Raw genomic sequence first — 17730 nt, 5'->3', positions numbered from 1 at the left:
CTTACTTGAGGCAACATGAAGTCCATGGCCGTAGCCGCGATGATGGTTCAGCTGATGGCATCCGGAGGAGCCGGTGCGCACGGAGAGCGTACGGCGGAGCGCCGGGATGCCGCCGCGGATGACCTGGGCAAGAACCTCTCCGCCCTGAAGAGCGAGCTGTCCTCCGTGTCCGAGCAGTTCAAGGCCGCTCGGGAGCGCCGCCGGATGGAGGCGGAGCAGAAGAAGCGCCAGGAGGAGGAGTGGAAACTTGGGCCCACGACGCCTGCCGCCTCTACCGCCGGGCGAGCCGCCGCTCCCTCCCGAGGGGCCGGAGCCTCCTCCCACTGAGGACGAGGCTGTAGAAATTCCAATCGATGGGACGCTGGACCTGCATCTCTTCCATCCGAAAGAGGTGAAGGACCTGGTCATCGAGTACCTCTGGGCATGCCGTCAGAAGGGGCTGCTCGACGTGCGCATCATCCACGGCAAGGGCACCGGGGCGCTGCGCCGCACCGTGCACTCGCTGCTCCCGAAGCTGCCGGAGGTGGAGTCGTTCCGCTCCGCTACCGAGGGCGACGGGGGCTGGGGCGCGACGTGGGTACGGCTGAAGCCGGCGGAACCGGGTGGGGCCTAGCTCCCCGGGAAGACTCGCCAGGTGTGGAATCCCGTTCGCAGGGAGTGCCACCGGCGCTTCGCAGGGGCTGATGTAGGTGTGCGTTCCGGACGCCCCTTCGTCGGGCTCCGCTCAGGACAGCCAGAAGTACGCGGAGGCGATGAGGGAGCGCTTCTCCGTCACCTTCGCCTTCTGGGCCAGGTCCGCGAGCTGCCGGTCCTTGGCGGCGTAGCGCTTCTCCTCCTCGTTGCGGAGGGAGGACAGCTTTCGCCGGTACTCGCGCTCCATCCGGTCCGAATGCGCGCGCGCCTTCGCCTTGTCCGCCACTTCCCCGGCCGCCGTCACTTCCTTGCGCGCGTCGAACCAGACCTGCCGCGCGGCGTCCACGGCCTCGCGGGACTCCATCAGGCAGTCCTCGACGTACCGGTCCGCGCGCTCCTTGGCCTTGTCCAGCTCCAGCGCGTTGCGGCGCTCGGCGGCCCGGATGATTTCCTCCTTGGCCAGCACCAGCGCCTGCTCCTGCATGAGCTGCACGGACACCGGGGCGGGCTGGCGGCGCTTCTCCTCCTTCGCCGTCAGCTTCACGAAGTGCGCCCCATCCTGCAGGGGCAGGGCCCGGAAGCCGCCGTCCCGCTCGCGCACCAGCACCAGGTGCACCAGCTTCTCCTCCGGCTTCAGGCCCGTCGTCTCGAACTTGTACGCGAACCACCAGCCCTCGCAGCCGGCCAGCCGGGCCAGCCGTGAGGGCAGCTCGGACGCGTCCAGCTGCAGGTAGGCCACCGCGTCCTGCGTCCGCCCCTTCACCGCGTACGCGGCCTTCGCGATTTCGAGCCGCCCCGACGTGCGGCTGCCCAGCACGGAGCTGGTGAGCGCGCGCGCCTCCTGCTGCCGCTTCGCGAGCGCTTCCTTCGTCTGGTCCTGCTGCCCGCGCAGCCGCCGCCGCACGTCGCCGTCGAAGCGCTCCAGCACCACCGAGCGCATCTCCGTCATGCGCTTGCTGATGCGGCCTTCCAGCTCCTCGCGCAGCTTGTCGAAAGCCGTGTTGATGTCCTCCGGCTTCCGGCAGGACTGGTAGATGTCGAGGATGCGGCGCTCGAAGTCGACGCCGCTCTCCAGCGCGCCGAGGATTTCATCCGACGCGCCGAAGACGCCGTCGAAGAGGTTGAGCTTCTTCTCCAGCAGCTCGAACAGGCGCGCGTCCGCCGCGTTCATCCGGTTGAGGAAGTTGATGACCAGCACGTCCCGCTGCTGCCCGTACCGGTGGCAGCGGCCGATGCGCTGCTCCACCCGCTGTGGATTCCACGGCAGGTCGTAGTTCACTACCAGGTTGCAGAACTGGAGGTTGAGGCCCTCGGCGCCGGCCTCGGTGCAGATGAGGATCTGCGACTTGCTGCGGAAGTCCTCCACCAGCGCCCGGCGGTCCTCCGGCGTGCCCGCGTCACCGGACAGCAGGGAGATCTTCCCCCGGTAGCCGTTCTCCGAGAGGAGGTTGAAGAGGTACTGCTGCGTGCGCTTGGACTCGGTGAAGATGAGCGCCTTCTCCGGCCAACCGTGCGCGCGCATCACCCCGAAGGTGCGGTCCAGGCCGCGCTTGAGCGCCTCGCCCTTGGCGTTGACCTTGATGGAGTCGGCCAGGTCCGCGTACTGCCGCAGCTCCCAGACCTCCTGCTCCAGCGCGCGGACGTTGGGCGCCTTGGCCGGGTCGTCCGACCACTCCTCGCCCTCCTCGACGAACTGCTTGGCCTCCTCGGGCTCGAACATCGCCAGCGCCTGCTGGCCCAGCTTCGCCGCCTGGAGGCGCTTCTCCAGGTTGTCCGACAGCCGGCGCAGGGTGGGAGCAATCGCGTACGTCGAGGACGCCAGCAGCTTGCGGTAGCAGAGCGTCAGCAGCGTCTTCTTGCCGGGCTCGATGGCCGCGGCCTCCGAGCGCTGGAGGTACTCGCTGACCTTCTCGTAGAGGTCGTGCTCCTCGGGGGAGGGGGTGAAGTCCTCCACGATGGAGCGGCGGTTGGTGTAACGGACGTACTCGCGCACCTGCCGGCGCAGGGTGCGTTGCACCACCGGGGCCAGCCGCTCCTTCAGCTCGCAGACAGCGGCCTCGGACATGCCGCCGCCCTCGTCCACGCGGTAGCGGCTGCGGAAGGCGTGCTCGGGGCCGAGAATCTGCTCGTCCAGCAGGGACATCAGCCCGAACAGCTCCATGATGTCGTTCTGGAGCGGGGTGGCGGTGAGCAGCAGCTTGGGCTTGCCGGCCAGCGACGCCTTCAGCGCCTGGCCCATCTTGTTGTTGGCCCGGTACGCGTTGCGCAGGCGGTGCGCCTCGTCGATGACGACGAGGTCCCAGGCAATCTCCGACGTCAGGTGCGCCTTGTTGGCCGCGAACGGGTGCGAGCAGATGACGGGGAAGGGCTGGTCGAAGCAGTTGCCGGTGGCCCGCACGGTGCGGCCGTCCACCAGGACGCTGTCCAGGTCGAACTTCTCCCGCAGCTCGCTGTTCCACTGCGCGCGCAGCGTGGCCGGCGCGAGGATGAGGATGCGGTTCTTCCCCTCGGCCATCAGCTGGGCGATGACGAGGCCCGCCTCAATCGTCTTCCCCAGCCCCACCTCGTCGCCCAGCATGCAGCCGCCGCGCGACAGCGAGTCGAGCGCGAACATGGCGCCCTCGACCTGGTGCGGGTTGAGGTCCACCTTCGCGTCCGACAGCGCGCCGGCCAGCCGCTGCTGCGTGTCTCCACTGCGGGCCAGCAGCTCTTCCGCCAGCAGCCGCTCGTGGAAGGGGGTCAGCGTCCTCGTGGGCTCGGACTCCATCCGGGACGCCATCGCCGCCGCCGCCGCGTCGACCTCCACCTCAACCCTCAAGCCCCTCGCGCCCTCCGCCAAGACCGTCTCCATCCGTGATGTTCGAGGTCGCCCACCTGTGCGGTGGGCGAGAGAGACGCGCCATTTTGTTGACGGAGACGTGTCTGTAAAGGGGGTCGTCTCCGGAGCCTAGAATTCGGCCTCGGCGCGATTGGCACGCTTCCGCGCGAGCGACGTGCACACGAAGCACATGCGCGCTTCCTACAAACTTTCCGCTGGACTTGACGGAGGGAGTCAGAGCAGCCCGCGCGACTTCACGTCCAGGTACGCGTTGAGCGCCGCCGCGCCGAAGCCCCTCGCGGGGGCCCGGACCACCAGCGCCCCGGAGTCCCGCAGGGTGGTGGCGGTGCGGCGGTACTCGGCCTCCAGGCGCGCCGCGGCCTGCCGCGAGTAGGCGTCCTGCGCCTCCCGGGGCACCGCGGTCGCCGCGGCCTCCACATCCTCGTCCAGCAGCGAGGCGACGACGGGCAGGTGGCGGGGGCGCAGCGCCAGCGTGCGGGTGAGGAGGCTGGCGGAGGCGTCCGGGTCCACCAGGTCCGTGAAGAGCACCACCAGCGCGCGGCGCGTCTGCCGGGCGAAGGCGAAGTCGAAGGCGCGGCCGTAGTCGCTCTCCTCCAGCGCGGCCTCGGTGCGGTAGAGGGACTCGGTGATGAGGCGCAGGTGCTCGCGCCCCTTGCGCGGCGGGAGGAAGGTGCGCACGTCGCTGGCGAAGGCGAGCACGCCCACCACGTCCCCCGCGTCCAGCCCCACGCGCGCCAGCCGCAGCGCCGCGTCCACCGCGTGGTCCAGCTTGCGGCGGCCCTGCACCTGGCCCGCCATGTGGCGCCCGCAGTCCAGCAGCAGCAGCACCGGCTGGTGCTTCTCCGGCTGCCACGTGCGCACCAGCGTGTCCCCGTGGCGCGCGGACGCCTTCCAGTCGATGTGGCGGTAGTCGTCGCCCGGGCGGTACTCGCGCAGGGACTCGAACTCGCGCCCTTCCGCCGCGCGGCGCCGCTGGGTGCGCGCGGAGGGGGACTCCGAGGCCCGCGCCAGCGCCAGCGCCTCGCGGGAGAGCGCCGTCAGGTCCGGGTACACCTTCACCGCCTGCGCGGCCGGCACGCGGACCTGCCGCGCGCACAGCCCCAGCGGGCCCGCCAGCCGCAGGTGGACGTCTCCGAAGCGTGCGTCGCCTCGCGACGGCGGGGTGACGAAGTAGGTGAGCCGGGGCGGCGCGTCCGCGTGCTGCGCCCGAGGGGGGAGCGTGAGGGCCTGCCGGTGGCCGGTGCTGGCCACGTCCCCGGGGGGCTCGTCACGCGCCTCCAGGCGCAGGGGGCTGGCGCTGTCGTCCGTGCGCTCGAAGTCCAGGTGCACGGCGTTGCGCGTGCCGGAGGAGAGGATGGGCTCCACGCGGCGGTGCACCGCCACGGCGTCCGCGCGCGGGGCGCGGAGGAAGTCCACGGCGCAGAGGGCCAGCACCGCCACGTCCACCGTCAGCGCCAGCCAGCCGAAGGCGGGACTGGCCACCGCGAGCGCGGCCGGGACGAGCCCCGCCGCCAGCAGCGCAACGGCGAGGCCGGTGGGGACGGGACGGCCCACGCTCACCGGGGCACTCGTACCCGCTCGAGCGTCTGCCGGAGGACGTCGTCCGCGGTGACTCCCTCCACCTCGGCCTCGGCCTTGAGGAGGAGGCGGTGGTTGAGGACGCTGAAGACCACGTCCTTCACGTTGTCCGGGGTGACGAAGTCCGTGCCGTTCAGCGCCGCGCGAGCCTTGGCGGCCGCCAGCAGGGCCTGGGCCGAGCGGGGACTGGCCCCCAGGCGCACCCGGGGGTTGGCGCGGGTGTCACGCACCACATTCACGACGTACTGGAGGATGGAGTCGTCACACGACACGCGGGCGGCCCGCGCCTGCAACTCCAGGAGCGTGGGGGCGTCCAGCACCCGCTCCGTGGTGGGCGGCCGGCCCTCGCGCTGGTGGAAGGCGCGCAGCATGGTCGTCTCCGCGTCGCCTTCCGGGTAGCCCACGCGCACGCGCATGAGGAAGCGGTCCAGCTGCGCCTCGGGCAGCGGGTAGGTGCCCTCCAGCTCCAGCGGGTTCTGCGTGGCCACCACGAAGAAGTGCGGCGGCAGCGGGTGTGAGACGCCGTCGATGGTGACCTGCCGCTCCTCCATGGCCTCCAGCAGCGCGGCCTGCGTCTTGGGCGGGGTGCGGTTGATTTCGTCCGCCACCACCACCTCCGTGAAGATGGGGCCCTTCACCAGCCGGAAGGCGTTGTCCTGCGGCTGGAAGACGTTGGTGCCGAGGATGTCCGCCGGCATCAGGTCCGGGGTGAATTGGACGCGGGTGAAGAGCAGCCCCAGCGCCCCGGCCATGCTGCGCGCGGTGAGCGTCTTGGCCACGCCGGGCACGCCCTCCAGCAGCACGTGGCCGCGCGCGAGGAAGGCCGTCACCAGGTCGGCCAGCACGCGCTGCTGCCCGAAGACGGCCGCGCCGAGCGCGGAGGTGAGGCGGGAGAGGGGAGAGGCGTCGGACATGGTGGCGGCGGACGGTAGCCCGCCGCCGCGGGGCGCGGCAGCGGTTTCGTGACGGCGTGGGGCGGCTCAGGCGCCGGGCTTGCTCTTCAGGCCCAGCAGCGTCCCGCCCAGCATCGCGATGGAGCCCAGCACGGCCACGAAGACGCCGAAGCTGGGGGAAGAGTTCATCATCTCCGCGTTGCCGACGGGCGTGGGCACGCGCGTGGTGTCGGCCGACACCTTGATGAAGATGATGCACCAGACGAGGCACGTGAAGGCGGCCACCAGTTGGCCCATCCACGGCACCACCGGGTTCCACTTCTGGAGGGTGCCCGTCACGCGCATGCCGACGGCAATCATCACCAGGATGGACAGCACGAAGGCGCCAGCGCCCATGCTCATCAACCCCAGCACGTCGCCGTCCGCGGCCGTCTCCTTCCACGGCAGGAAGCACGAGAGCAGCACCACGGCCGCGCTCCAGAAGGCGACCTTGTCCCCGCCGGCCAGCATGCGGAAGAGCTCCTTCGCGTCGCGGATGAGCTCCTCGGGGTCGGCGATGGGGCCGCCTCCGGAGGAGGAGCCCTTGGACGAGCGGTCCCACGGGTCCGTCCCGCTGTCCACGGGCGCTGCCGCGGGCTCCGGCGCGCGACGGGGTGCGGGGGCCGGGCGCGGCGCGGGACGGGCCGGCTTCGCGGTGCGCGCGGGTGCGGGCGCGGAACGGAGAATCTCATCCCTGCTGCGGATGTTGGTGGCCTCCTCTTCGTCCGGCGCCTGGACCGGCGCCGCGGCGCGGCTCCCGGATTTCCCCTTGGGGCGCGCGTCGGCGGCGGGCTTCGCCGGGCGAGGGTCCTCCTGCGCGCCGGTGGGCTCGTCGTCGGCGTCGGCGGGGGGCTCGGCGGACAGGAAGGAGCCGTCGATGATGAAGTCGCAGACGGAACAGATGGAGGTGTTGGCGGCCACCTTCGAGCCGCAGCCAGGGCAGTTCAGGACCAGCGCTCCCGAGGAGAGAAACGAAGGCCGCATCTTCGGAGCCCCGCCCCGCGCCTGTCAAACCCGATGCGCTCTAACCCCTGGATTTTCGCGGAGAATTGGCCTACGCCCCAGCGCATGAGCCGCCCGCGTACCGTCCGTGCACTGTCCGCCTGCCTCGTCGTCCTCGCGCTGTCCTCCGGCTGTACCCGCTCCGTCCCGACGCCGGGGCCGGAGCCGGTGGACGCCGCGACGCTCGCCCGCATCCAGGACTGGGAGGACCGGCGCTCGCTGGGAGACGGCGCCCTCGTGTCGCTGGCCACCGACGCGCCGGATGCCCGCGTGCGAGCCCGGGCCCAGCGCGCGCTGGCCCGCATCCAGGACGTGGCCACGCTGGACACGGTGCGCGCGGGGCTGAGGGACGGAGACCCCCTCGTGCGCGACGAGGCCGCCTTCGCCGCGGGCGAGCTGGCCCTGTCCTGGGAGCCGTTGACGGAGGCGGAGCGCGGGGCCCTGGCGGAGGCGCTGCTGGCGGCGGAAGGGGAGGAGCGCGACGGGTGGGTCCGCCTCACGCAGCTGGATTCGCTCGGCCGCACGGGGACTCCGGAGGCGGTCGCGCGACTGACGGAGCGGCTCCAGGGGAGTGATGTGGACGTGGCGGGCCGGGCCTCGCTGGCGCTGGGCGTGGCCGCGCGGCGGGCCGGGGCGGCGGTGGTGGCGGGCGTGCCGCTGGAGCCCGCGGCGGCGCTGCTGGCGGCGGAGCGGCCGGTGGAAGCGCGGTACGGCGGCGCCTACCTCCTGACGACGGCGAAGCGGCCAGAGGCGCTGCCCGCGCTGCGCCGCTGCCTGGGGGACGCGGACGCCGACGTGCGCGGCCTGTGCGCGAAGGCCTTTGGAGACATGGGCGGGCCGGAGGACGCGGTGGTGCTGGGGAAGCTGCTGGACGACTCGGTGCCGCGCGTGGCGGCGGAGGCGGCGCGCTCGCTGGCGAAGCTGACCGCGATGTGCAGCGGGCCGTGCACGGCGCTGGATGCACTGGAGGCGCTGGTGCCCCGGGCGAAGCGCGTGGCGCGGGGCATGGACGCGCCCGAGGTGACGGGTGCGGAGGCGAAGGTGGAGACGCTGGCCCGGTCCTCGGAGGGCCATGCGCTGCTGGCGCTCACGCAGCAGGGGCTGCCCGACTTCGGCGCGCCCCTGCTGGTGTCGCTGCGACTGGCGCTGGCGGACGCGGAGCGGAGCGCGGCCTCGGACCTGGCGCGCACGGACCTCGGGTGGCTGGACTGCCGGCTGGCGGCGGCGTTGGACAGGCAGCGCGGCGTGCCGGGGGACTCGCGCAGCTGCGGCTTCGGGCGCGTGCAGGACGAGCGGCGGCTGGCGCTGGGCCTGCGCGAGGTGGCGCTGTCGAAGGGGAAGGGCTCGGCGGACTTCGCGGTGGGCTACCTGAGCCACCGCGACGCGCGCGTGCGCATGGCGGCGCTGGAGGTCCTGGCCGCGAGGCCCGTGCTCCGGACGGCCACCGCGGTGCGCCCCCTGGCGGAGGGCGAGGACCTGGTGGTGGCCGGCGCCGCGGTGACGACGCTGGGCAAGCTCAAGGCCCCGGGAGCCCTCCCCCTGGTGGAGGCCCTCGCCGAGCGCGTGCCGAGGGAGCCGGGAGACCTAGCGGAGCCCGTGGCCGGCGCGCTCGTCGCGCTCCAGGGGCCGGCGGCGGAGCCCCGCTTCCGCGAGTGGCTGAAGCACCCGCACGCCAACGTGCGCCGCGTGGCGGCCGAGTCCCTCACGCAGCTGACCGGCCAGCCCGTGCGCTCCGAGCGCGTGGAGCTGCCGGCGGACACCTTCCGCCCGGAGCCCGCCCCGGCCCGGGCCGGCCTCGTGTTCCGCACCGCCAAGGGCGACATCACCGTGCGGCTGGACGTCGACGAGGCGCCCCTCACCTCCGGCAACCTGTACGCGCTGGCGCGCAAGGGCTACTTCAACGGCGTCACCTTCCACCGCGTGGTGCCGAACTTCGTCGCCCAGGGCGGAGACCCGCGCGGGGACGGAGAGGGCGGGCCGGGCTACTCCATCCGCTGCGAGATGACGCGCCGGCCGTACCGACGGGGCACCGTGGGCATGGCGCTCTCGGGCAAGGACACCGGCGGCAGCCAGTTCTTCTTCACCCACGCACCGCAGCCGCACCTCGACGGCCGCTACACGGCCTTCGGTGAGGTGGTGAGCGGCCTGGACGTGGTGGACGCGCTGCTGGAAGGGGACATCATCCGCGAGGTGCGCGCGGTGCAGCTGTCCGAGTGAGGCGCCGGCCCGGGCCGGCTCAGGCGCCGCTGGCCTTCGCCATGGATGGAAGGCCGAGCGGGTGGGAGTGCCACCGCTTCACCTCCACCTCCTCCATCGCCTCCACCTCCTGGCGGATGCGCTGCCACTCCGTCTCCGGAATGCGCAGGAAGGCCTCGGCCAGCGCCGGGTCGAACTGGGTGCCCGCGCAGCGGCGGATTTCGTCCCGGGCCACGCTCATGGGCCGGCCCTTGCGGTAGGGGCGGTCGGACGTAATCGCGTCCACCGTGTCCGCGATGCAGAAGACGCGCGCCCCGAGGACGATGTCCTCGCCGCCCAGGTTCTGCGGGTAGCCCTTGCCGTCCCAGCGCTCCTGGTGCTGCAGGACGATGAGCGCCGCCTCGTGCAGGTAGGGCATCTTCGCCAGCATCCGGTAGCCGAACTCGGGGTGCTTGCGCATCTCCACCCACTCGTCCGGCGTCAGCGGTCCGGGCTTGAGGAGGATGGAGTCACGCACGCCAATCTTGCCGATGTCGTGCAGCAGCGCGCCCTGCTCCACCACGTCCAGCGCGGCCCCGGCCAGGCCCACTTCCTGGGCCAGCCGCCGCGAGTAGAGCGAGACGCGGCGCGAGTGCCACTGCGTCTCCGTGTCGCGGTAGTCCAGCGCGCTGATGAGCCCGTCCAGCAGGCCCGCGGTGCGCTCCACCACCCGGCGCTCCAAGTCGCGGTTGATGGCCACCAGCTCCGCGTTCTTCTCCGCCACCTCGCGCGTCAGCCGCTCGTTGGCGTCCACCAGCCGGTAGTGCTCGAAGGCCTGCCGCACGCTGCTGGTCAGCTCGCTCAGCGACCACGGCTTGCCCAGCAGGCGGAACACCTCGCCGCGGTTGACGGCCTCGGACGCGGTGCGGAAGTCCGCCGCCGCCGTCAGCATCAACCGCACCGCCTTCGGGTTCCGCTCGCGCAGTGCCCCCAGCAATTCGATGCCGTTGAGGTACGGCATCATGAAGTCCGTCAGCACGACGTGGAAGCCCACCTCGCGCGCGGCCAGCGCCGGGTCGCTGTGCGTGACGACCGCGTACCCCTCCGCCTGCAGGATGCGCGAGAGCGCGGCGAGGATGAGAACGTCGTCATCCACCACGAGGATGCGGTCCATATTGGCGAGGTCTCCGGGGGTGGCGTGCCTGCTTCCCCTTTATACACGCGTCACTCACCCCCAAAATAGGGGGCCCCGGGGGTTGTGTGCTCGCAAGTCCCGGAAATCCTTGGAGGTTCTCTCAGTCCGGAAGAGTCGTACATCCAAGTGATGCTTGCCTGCCCGCCAACGTGTGTTTTATGGTGGCCGCGCTGTGTACGCTGTGTCTCTAACCCCTTGGAATCCTGGAGCAATCTCCGATGGCTAGAGCCCCCGAAGGGCCAGTGCCGGTGGTGGTGATGGGGCTGGGGTTCATCGGTCAGGAGATTGCCAGGGCCGCGATGACGTCTCCCGAGGTGGAGCTCATCGGCGCCGTGGACACGCAGCCCTCGCTGGTGGGGCGCGCGTTGGGAGACGTGCTGGGAGGTCCCGCCCCTCGCGTGAAGGTGGTGGACTCGCTGGAGAAGGCGGTGGCGAAGCGCAAGGGCGCGGTGCTGCTGCACGCCACCGGCTCGCGGCTGCCGCAGGTGATGGAGCAGTTGCTGGCGGCGCTGAAGCTGGGGCTGCCGGTGGCCAGCACGTGCGAGGAGCTGGCCTTCCCGTACCTCAAGTACCCGGAGCTGGCGGACCAGCTGGACAAGGCCGCGCAGAAGGCCGGGGTGGCGGTGGTGGGGACGGGCGTGAATCCCGGCTTCGTGCTCGACAGGCTGATGGCCGTCGCCGGCCAGGTGTGTGGCCCGGTCCGCCGCGCCACCGCCACGCGGGTGGTGGACGCGCGGCTGCGGCGCGAGGCGCTGCAGCGCAAGGTGGGCGCGGGGCTGACGGAAGAGGAGTTCTTCGAGCTGGTGGACAGCGAGCAGCTGGGTCACGTCGGACTGGTGGAGTCCGCGGCGCTGGCGGCCCTGGGACTCGGGCTCGATTGCGACGACTATGAAGAAGAAGTAGCCCCCGTGTTCGCGGAGGAGGACATCTCCGGCGGCGCATTTCCCGTGAAGAAGGGGCGGGTGGCGGGCATGTTCCAGTCGGTGGTGGGTCTGGAGGAGGGGCAGGAGCGGGTCCGGCTGGAGCTGACCATCGCCATGGGGGCGGATGACCCGAAGGACCGCATCGAAATCGACGCGGACCCGAAGCTTGTGTTGGAAATCCCGGGGGGAGTGGCGGGTGACCGGGCCACCGCGAATGCGCTGGTGAATGCCGCGCCACGCTTGACGGCTGCCGAAGCAGGGCTCCTCACGGTTCTTGAGCTTCCGGCCGGACGTTAGAGTCAGGAGAGGGAAATGCTGGACAAGAACGCGATCGGTCGCGCCTCGCCGCCGACGCTCAACGAGGTCGAGAAGGGCGCCATCCGCCGGTTCGCGGAAGCAATCGGCGACTACAACCCCATCTACTACGACGAGGAGTACGCGCGGGCGTCCGGCTATCCCACCATCATCGCGCCTCCCACGTTCCCCGCGTCCTTCCATTCCGCGGCGGACCTGAGGGAACTGTTGGGCGTGGGCATCAAGAGCCTGCTGCACGCCGAGCAGGGCTTCGACTACGAGCGGCCCATCTTCGCGGGCGACCGCATCTACGTGTCCACGCGCGTGTCGGACGTGTTCGAGCGGCCCGGCATCTCCGGGCGCATGGACATCGCCGTCATCGAGGACGAGGGCCGTGACGAGGAGGGCAATCTCGTGTTCCGCGCCCGCCGGACGCTGGTGGTCCGTGCCACCAAGGAGACCCCGTGATGCCCGCGCGCAAGCTCTACTTCGAGTCCATCCGCGTTGGCGACGAGCTGCCGGCGCTGGCCAAGGCCCCCGTCGACCGCGTGCAGCTGTCGCGCTACGCCGGCGCCTCCGGTGACTACAACCCCGTCCACGTGGACGAGGTCTACGCCAAGAGCGTGGGCATGCCGAGCGTCTACGCCCCGGGCATGCTCGTCATGGGCATGCTGGGCCAGCTCATCAGCGACTGGGCCCGCGGCGGCCAGATGCGGCGCTACAACGTGCGCTTCATCAAGATGGTGTGGCCGGGCGACACCGTGGTCTGCAAGGGCCGCGTCAGCGACAGGCACGGCACCGGCGGCCGCTACTTCGTCGAAATCGACCTCTGGGCGGAGAACCAGCGCGGCGAGCTGGTGATGAAGGGCAGCTCGCAAATCCAGCTGTTCTTCTCGCTCGAGGACGAGAACCGGCAGCGCTCCGGCCAGTCCCCCATCGTCGTGGAGGTGCCGCGCGAGAGCCTGGCCACCGCCGCGCCCGCCGCCACCGCCACCGCCGGGGGCGAGGCTGCTCCCGAGGAGGGCGAGGAAGGGGACGAGCGCCGCACCGGCTCCAAGAAGGCCGCCCCCCGCGAGAAGCCCGCCGCCAAGACGGCCACGCTCCCCGCCGCCAAGAAGGCGAAGAAGTAGGCACTTTCCCACCCGCTTGACGGGCGGTTCTGACCGCCCCTCAACGCGGAGTGTCATTCAGGGTTGACTCAAAAATCAGTCGCCGCCACACTTCCTGTGTCTCATCTGGGCCGCTGACCCCGACGCCTCCTCGTGGGGCTGGCAGCGAGCCGTCACGCAGGAGTGGCCATGTCCGCCGGGATCAACACCTACAAGACCGACCTTCGAGAGATCTTCTTCACGCTGTTCGAGCAGTTCGGCTTCGGCCAGGTGTCCGGGCAGGCGCCGTACGAGGCCTGGGGCCCGGACGAGGCCCGCGCGGTGCTCACCGAGACGTACCGCTTCGCGCGCGAGGTGCTCGGGCCCCTCAACTCGGTCGGCGACCGGGAGGGCTGCCGGGTGGAGAACGGGGCCGTCTTTACCCCCACCGGCTTCAAGGACGCGTGGAAGAAGCTCTATGAGCAGGGCTTCAAGACGGTGTCCGTGGACCCCGAGCACGGCGGCCAGGGCGCGCCGATGATGCTCCAGGTGACGGTGGAGGAGCTGCTGTCGGGCGCCAACACGGCCTTCAACATGTACCCCGGCCTGGCCTTCGGTGCCGCCGAAGTCATCGCCGAGTGCGGCACGCCCGCCCAACAGAAGCAGTTCGTGGAGCGCATGCTCAACGGCACGTGGGGCGGCACGATGTGCCTCACCGAGCCGCACGCCGGCTCCGACGTGGGCGCGGCCAAGTCCACGGCCCGCCGCAACGGCGACGGCACCTACAACATCCGCGGGACGAAGATCTTCATCTCCGGCGGCGACCACGACATGGCGGACAACATCATCCACCTCGTGCTCGCGCGCATCGACGGCGCCTCGCCGGGCACCAAGGGCCTGTCGCTGTTCATCGTCCCCAAGCTGCGCATCAACGCGGACGGCAGCGCCGGCAAGCCCAACGACGTGGGCGTGGGCTCCATCGAGCACAAGATGGGCATCAACGGCTCCGCCACCTGTGTCCTCAACTTCGGTGAGAGCGACGCGTGTGTGGGCGAGCTCGTGGGCACCGTCGAGCACGTCGGCATGAGCCAGATGTTCAAGATGATGAACGGCGCGCGCATCGCCGTGGGCATCCAGGGCCTCGGGCTGGCGTCGGCCGCGTACTACAACGCGCTCGACTACGCGAAGGACCGCAAGCAGGGCTCGCACTTCACCAAGTGGAAGGACCCCACCGCGCCCCGCGCCGCCATCATCGAGCACCCGGACGTACGCCGGATGCTGCTGGACATGAAGGCGCACGTGGAGGGCATCCGCTCGCTCATCATCAAGCTGGCCATGCACCTGGACAAGGCGCGCCAGCTGTCCGGCAAGGACGATGACGCGGCCACCTACCACAAGGGCCAGGTGGAGCTGCTCACCCCGCTGGTGAAGGCCTACGGCTCCGACCAGTCCTTCCGGCTGTGCGCCCAGGCCATCCAGGTCTACGGCGGCGCCGGCTACATCCAGGACTACCCGGTGGAGCAGTACACCCGCGACGCGAAGATCTTCGCCATCTACGAGGGCACCAACCACATCCAGGCCATGGACCTGGTGGGCCGCAAGCTGGGCCAGGCCGGTGGCACGCACTTCCAGCAGTTCATGGGTGACGTGGGCGCCTTCATCGAGGCCAACCGCGAGCACACCGTGTACGGCGAGGCCGTGAAGACGCTGGCCGCGGCGCAGGAGGCCCTCATGGCCAGCGCCATGACGGTGTTCGGCTGGTCCCAGGACGGCGGCAAGTTCCCGCTGATTCCGCTGTCCGCCAACCGCTTCCTGCAGATGATGTCCGAGGTCGCTGTGGGCTGGCTGCTGCTGGACGCCGCCCTCATCGCCGACAAGGCCCAGGCCTCGGTGTCCGCGGACCACCCGGACCGCGCCTTCTACGAGGGCAAGAAGTTCAGCGCCCTCTACTACGCCCGGAACGTGCTGCCCGGCGTGGAGCAGGCCGCGCGGATGATTGCCTCCGAGGACACCTCGCCGATGGACATCACGGACGCCGCCTTCGGCTCCATCTGAGGCTCCGGCTGAACCAGGGCGCCTGAGCGGGGGCCCTGAGAAACGCAAAGGCCACCTGGGCGAGCTGCCCGGGTGGCCTTCGTGCTTTCAGTGGGGCTACTCGCCCTCGCGCACGCCGATGGCGAGCTGCCCGAGACCGGCCTTCTTCGCCAGCTCCATCACCTGCACCACGGTGCCGTGGGGGACGCCCTCGTCGGCTTGGACGATGACCACGGTGTCGGGGTCCTTCATCTTCGCGTCGTCGAACGTCTTGCGCAGCTCCTCCTCGGAGACGACGTTGCCGGCGAGGACGAAGCGCCCGTCGGCGAGCACCGCCACGGACAGGTCCGTGCTGCGCGCGGTGATGTCCGCGGCGCCGCCCTTGGGCAGGTTCACCTTGAGGCCGGCCTTCGCGCCGCCTCCGGGCCCCTGCTGGACGATGACGGAGCTGGTCACCATGAAGATGATGAGCAGCACGAGGAAGATGTCGGTGAGCGGGGTGATGTTGATTTCAGCGAAGACGCCCTCGTCGCCCTCGTTGTCCCCTGGAGTCCTTCCCATGGCCATGGTGCGTGTCCTCGGGCCTACGCGAGCTTCGGGTCGGGGTGCGTCACCGCGGGCGGCGGGGACTCGCGGGTGGGGGCGGGCTCCGGGGGCAGGGGGGCGCCCGAGGCGCGCTCCTTGAGCAGCTCCACGAACTCGTCGCCCAGCAGGCGCAGCTCCACCAGCACTCGCGACAGGCGGGCCTGGAAGTAGTTGTAGAAGACCATGGCCTGCACCGCGACGAGGATGCCCACCGCGGTGGCGACGAGCGCCTCGGAGATGCCCGTCATCACCGCCGCGCTGCCGCCGGTGCCGCCGGCCTCCACGTCCAGGCCCAGGTCCTTGAAGGAGCGCATGATGCCCGCCACGGTGCCGAACAGGCCCACGAAGGGGGTAATCGAGCCGATGGTGGCCAGCACCCACAGGTTGCGGCGCAGCTTCAGGCCCACCTGGGCGCGCTCGCGCTCCACGGCGGCCTCCACGCCCGCGCCTCCGGTGGTGCGGGCGCGCTCCAGCCGGTCGAAGCCGGCGAGGAAGATGTCGGCGGCCACCGAGTCCGAGCGCTCGGCGGCGGTGCGGGCCGCGGCCACGTCCCCGCGCAGCAGGTGCTTGTTGACCGTCTCGCCCAGGAGGCGGGAGCGCTCGCTCACCCCCCACAGCGCGATGAGCCGCTCGACGGCGACAATCAGCGCGACGACGGAGGCCAGCAGCAGCAGGGCGAGGGTGACGCCGCCCAGCCGAAGGTAATGGAGGATGTCGTTCAGGCTCATTGGTGGGTGACCAGGCAGGGCGGCATGGCCCAGACTAGGAGATATGAACCGCGCAGCCGCCGCAATCTTCCTGGCAGTCCTCAGTTCCGCATGCCCCAAGCGAATCGAGTTCGGGCCCGAGGGCGAGCTCACCGACGCGAATGTCGTCTACCAACGCGTCAAGGAGAACCAGGACAACATCGTGCAACTGGAGGGCGACTCCAAGCTGCGCGTCGAGTCCCCACAGGGCAGCGGCACCCTCAGCATGTTCGTTTCCGTCACCCGGCCGGCCATGCTGCACCTGGAGACGTTCGACTTCTTCAACCGGCCGCTCGCCTCCCTGGTGTCGGATGGGCAGGGCTTCGGGCTGTACCAGACGGAAACGAACACTTTCTATCAAGGGCCGGCCAGCCCGGAGAACGTGTCGCGCTTCCTCCCGGTGGTGCTGCCGAGCCAGGAACTGGTGGCCATCATGCTCGGCCAGGTGCCGCTCATCCCCCCGGAGCGGATGGAGCTGGAGCTGGACCGTAAGAAAGGCTTCTACGTGCTGACACTCCACCAGGGGCAGGCCACCCAGGTGCTCCAGGTGCACACGAAGTACCTGCGCGTGGTGAAGAGCCAGGTGCGGGGCGTCCCCGGGTACGACCTGGCCTTCGACGACTTCCTGGAGAAGGGCACCCTCATCTTCCCCGGGAAGGTGGAGCTGGTGGCCGCGCAGGCCGACACGCGGCTCCAGCTGAGCTACCAGCAGATCACCCTCAACGGCCGGCCGGACCTCACGCTCTACGAGCTGCTCCCTCCCGAGGGGGCCAAGGTGGTGGAGGTGGACGAGCGGGGCCGGGAGCTGCCGGCCGGGTCCTCCGTGCCCTCGGGGCCCCCCGCCTCCCCCGGGCCCGCCGTGCCGGGTTCCTGACCGGGCAGGCGCGGAAGAAGGGGCGCTGCCCGCCGAGTCGATCTAGAGTGCCCCCCACGACATGGCACAGATCAAGCTCGGAGAACTGCTGATCAAGGCAAACGTGCTGCAGGAGAGCCAGCTCAAGGCCGCGCTCGCCGAACAGGCGAAGTGGGGCGGAAAGCTGGGCGAAATCCTGGTCAGGATGAGCCTCGTCTCCGAGGACATCCTGGTACGCGCGTTGTCCAAGCAGCTCGGCATGCCGGCGGTGAACCTGGACGCGGTGCAGATGGTGCCGCCGCACGTGAAGGCGAAGATCTCCTCGCAGATGGCGCGGGACTTCTCCGTGCTGCCGCTGCAGCTTCGCGACGACGGCAAGACGCTGGTGGTGGCGATGTCCGATCCGCTCAACGTGCGGATGCTGGACGAGCTGCGCGCCGTCACCAAGTGCCGCATCGTCCCCAACGTGGCGGGCCGCAGCTCCATTGCCCGTGCCTTCTCGCGCATCTACGAGGAGAACGCGGAGCTGGAGGACGCGGACACCAACTTCAAGGTGGTGGACGCCCAGGGCCGCACGGTGGTGAAGAACCTGAAGGACCTGGACCCGGCCGCCGCCGCCGTGGCCGCCGCCCCCGCGTCCCGGCCCACGCCTCCGCCCGTCGCCCGCCCGCCCACGCCGCCTCCGGAGGCCGCGCGCCCCGCCGCCACCGGCAGTCCCGCGGAGCTGCTGCGCAGCGTGGAGGACGTGCAGCGCAAGGAGGTCGCCGCCCTCAAGGCGATGGTGGAGCTGCTCATCGAGAAGGGCGTGTTCTCCCGCGAGGAGTACCTCGCCAAGGTCAAGCGGTAGCCCGAC

16 protein-coding genes are annotated in these 17730 nt (G+C 70.8%); 9 read left to right on the top strand and 7 right to left on the bottom strand.

The window, feature by feature from the left end:
• The first annotated feature begins 15 nt into the window (after positions 1–15).
• Both G4D85_RS34965 and G4D85_RS34960 read left to right on the top strand, forming a co-directional pair.
• Positions 16–327, top strand: a complete 312-nt coding sequence (locus G4D85_RS34965; protein ID WP_240359671.1) for a hypothetical protein — start codon at positions 16–18, stop codon at positions 325–327.
• A complete protein-coding gene (locus G4D85_RS34960) occupies positions 248–613 on the top strand; it encodes a Smr/MutS family protein (RefSeq protein ID WP_164018417.1) in 366 nt (121 codons plus the stop codon). Before G4D85_RS34965 ends, G4D85_RS34960 begins: the two co-directional genes overlap by 80 nt.
• Positions 614–724: 111 nt before the next feature.
• Here the strand turns inward: G4D85_RS34960 and G4D85_RS34955 are convergent, their stop codons facing one another.
• The 4 genes from G4D85_RS34955 to G4D85_RS34940 all read right to left on the bottom strand — a co-directional run bounded on the left by G4D85_RS34955 (position 725) and on the right by G4D85_RS34940 (position 6966).
• Positions 725–3484: an SNF2-related protein gene (locus G4D85_RS34955; protein WP_164018416.1), complete on the bottom strand. Its 2760-nt coding sequence runs from the start codon at positions 3482–3484 to the stop codon at positions 725–727.
• A gap of 201 nt (positions 3485–3685) precedes the next feature.
• Positions 3686–5032: a DUF58 domain-containing protein gene (locus tag G4D85_RS34950; RefSeq protein ID WP_164018415.1), complete on the bottom strand. Its 1347-nt coding sequence runs from the start codon at positions 5030–5032 to the stop codon at positions 3686–3688.
• Entirely contained in the window at positions 5029–5964 is a 936-nt protein-coding gene (locus tag G4D85_RS34945) for an AAA family ATPase (protein WP_164018414.1), read from the bottom strand. Before G4D85_RS34945 ends, G4D85_RS34950 begins: the two co-directional genes overlap by 4 nt.
• A 66-nt stretch (positions 5965–6030) precedes the next feature.
• A complete protein-coding gene (locus G4D85_RS34940; protein WP_240359670.1) occupies positions 6031–6966 on the bottom strand; it encodes a hypothetical protein in 936 nt (311 codons plus the stop codon).
• A gap of 84 nt (positions 6967–7050) precedes the next feature.
• On the opposite strand from G4D85_RS34940, the gene G4D85_RS34935 reads away from it, so the two are divergent.
• A complete protein-coding gene (locus tag G4D85_RS34935) occupies positions 7051–9201 on the top strand; it encodes a peptidylprolyl isomerase (RefSeq protein ID WP_164018413.1) in 2151 nt (716 codons plus the stop codon).
• A gap of 19 nt (positions 9202–9220) precedes the next feature.
• Here G4D85_RS34935 and G4D85_RS34930 read toward each other — a convergent pair whose 3' ends face one another.
• On the bottom strand, positions 9221–10333 hold the full coding sequence (locus G4D85_RS34930) for an HD domain-containing phosphohydrolase (RefSeq protein ID WP_164018412.1): 1113 nt from the start codon (positions 10331–10333) through the stop codon (positions 9221–9223).
• 239 nt (positions 10334–10572) lie between these two features.
• Here G4D85_RS34930 and G4D85_RS34925 point away from each other — a divergent pair, with 239 nt between their 5' ends.
• The 4 genes from G4D85_RS34925 (at position 10573) to G4D85_RS34910 (ending at position 14714) form a co-directional block, all read left to right on the top strand.
• A complete protein-coding gene (locus G4D85_RS34925) occupies positions 10573–11574 on the top strand; it encodes an NAD(P)H-dependent amine dehydrogenase family protein (RefSeq protein WP_164018411.1) in 1002 nt (333 codons plus the stop codon).
• 15 nt (positions 11575–11589) lie between these two features.
• Entirely contained in the window at positions 11590–12039 is a 450-nt protein-coding gene (locus G4D85_RS34920) for a MaoC family dehydratase N-terminal domain-containing protein (protein WP_163998343.1), read from the top strand.
• Positions 12039–12701 (top strand): MaoC family dehydratase, encoded by a 663-nt coding sequence (locus G4D85_RS34915; protein WP_164018410.1) that lies wholly within the window; start codon positions 12039–12041, stop codon positions 12699–12701. The genes G4D85_RS34920 and G4D85_RS34915 overlap by 1 nt, the downstream gene beginning before the upstream one ends.
• 168 nt (positions 12702–12869) lie before the next feature.
• Positions 12870–14714 (top strand): acyl-CoA dehydrogenase, encoded by a 1845-nt coding sequence (locus G4D85_RS34910; protein ID WP_164018409.1) that lies wholly within the window; start codon positions 12870–12872, stop codon positions 14712–14714.
• A gap of 96 nt (positions 14715–14810) precedes the next feature.
• On the opposite strand, the gene G4D85_RS34905 is transcribed toward G4D85_RS34910, so the two are convergent.
• Positions 14811–15260 carry an ExbD/TolR family protein gene (locus tag G4D85_RS34905; RefSeq protein ID WP_164018408.1) on the bottom strand — a complete coding sequence of 150 codons (450 nt, stop codon included), beginning with the start codon at positions 15258–15260 and terminating at the stop codon, positions 14811–14813.
• Between the two features lie 17 nt (positions 15261–15277).
• A complete protein-coding gene (locus G4D85_RS34900; RefSeq protein WP_164018407.1) occupies positions 15278–16006 on the bottom strand; it encodes a MotA/TolQ/ExbB proton channel family protein in 729 nt (242 codons plus the stop codon).
• 43 nt (positions 16007–16049) lie between these two features.
• On the opposite strand from G4D85_RS34900, the gene G4D85_RS34895 reads away from it, so the two are divergent.
• Together G4D85_RS34895 and G4D85_RS34890 are read left to right on the top strand one after the other, a co-directional pair.
• Positions 16050–16898, top strand: coding sequence for a DUF4292 domain-containing protein (locus G4D85_RS34895; RefSeq protein ID WP_164018406.1), 849 nt, complete (start codon positions 16050–16052; stop codon positions 16896–16898).
• Positions 16899–16959: 61 nt separating this feature from the next.
• Positions 16960–17724 (top strand): GspE/PulE/PilB domain-containing protein, encoded by a 765-nt coding sequence (locus tag G4D85_RS34890; protein WP_164018405.1) that lies wholly within the window; start codon positions 16960–16962, stop codon positions 17722–17724.
• Positions 17725–17730: the final 6 nt, after the last annotated feature.

Origin of the sequence: Pyxidicoccus trucidator, from assembly GCF_010894435.1 — a bacterium.
GTDB lineage: Bacteria > Myxococcota > Myxococcia > Myxococcales > Myxococcaceae > Myxococcus > Myxococcus trucidator.
This window is presented reverse-complemented; position numbering and strand designations above follow the sequence as displayed.

Bases quoted from the DNA above. Each gene is read 5' to 3' on its own strand.
- G4D85_RS34965 (WP_240359671.1), top strand. From the start codon at position 16: ATGAAGTCCATGGCCGTAGCCGCGATGATGGTTCAGCTGATGGCATCC.
- G4D85_RS34955 (WP_164018416.1), bottom strand. From the start codon at position 3,484: ATGGAGACGGTCTTGGCGGAGGGCGCGAGGGGCTTGAGGGTTGAGGTG.
- G4D85_RS34945 (WP_164018414.1), bottom strand. From the start codon at position 5,964: ATGTCCGACGCCTCTCCCCTCTCCCGCCTCACCTCCGCGCTCGGCGCG.
- G4D85_RS34940 (WP_240359670.1), bottom strand. From the start codon at position 6,966: ATGCGGCCTTCGTTTCTCTCCTCGGGAGCGCTGGTCCTGAACTGCCCT.
- G4D85_RS34935 (WP_164018413.1), top strand. From the start codon at position 7,051: ATGAGCCGCCCGCGTACCGTCCGTGCACTGTCCGCCTGCCTCGTCGTC.
- G4D85_RS34930 (WP_164018412.1), bottom strand. From the start codon at position 10,333: ATGGACCGCATCCTCGTGGTGGATGACGACGTTCTCATCCTCGCCGCG.
- G4D85_RS34925 (WP_164018411.1), top strand. From the start codon at position 10,573: ATGGCTAGAGCCCCCGAAGGGCCAGTGCCGGTGGTGGTGATGGGGCTG.
- G4D85_RS34920 (WP_163998343.1), top strand. From the start codon at position 11,590: ATGCTGGACAAGAACGCGATCGGTCGCGCCTCGCCGCCGACGCTCAAC.
- G4D85_RS34915 (WP_164018410.1), top strand. From the start codon at position 12,039: ATGCCCGCGCGCAAGCTCTACTTCGAGTCCATCCGCGTTGGCGACGAG.
- G4D85_RS34910 (WP_164018409.1), top strand. From the start codon at position 12,870: ATGTCCGCCGGGATCAACACCTACAAGACCGACCTTCGAGAGATCTTC.
- G4D85_RS34905 (WP_164018408.1), bottom strand. From the start codon at position 15,260: ATGGCCATGGGAAGGACTCCAGGGGACAACGAGGGCGACGAGGGCGTC.
- G4D85_RS34900 (WP_164018407.1), bottom strand. From the start codon at position 16,006: ATGAGCCTGAACGACATCCTCCATTACCTTCGGCTGGGCGGCGTCACC.
- G4D85_RS34895 (WP_164018406.1), top strand. From the start codon at position 16,050: ATGAACCGCGCAGCCGCCGCAATCTTCCTGGCAGTCCTCAGTTCCGCA.
- G4D85_RS34890 (WP_164018405.1), top strand. From the start codon at position 16,960: ATGGCACAGATCAAGCTCGGAGAACTGCTGATCAAGGCAAACGTGCTG.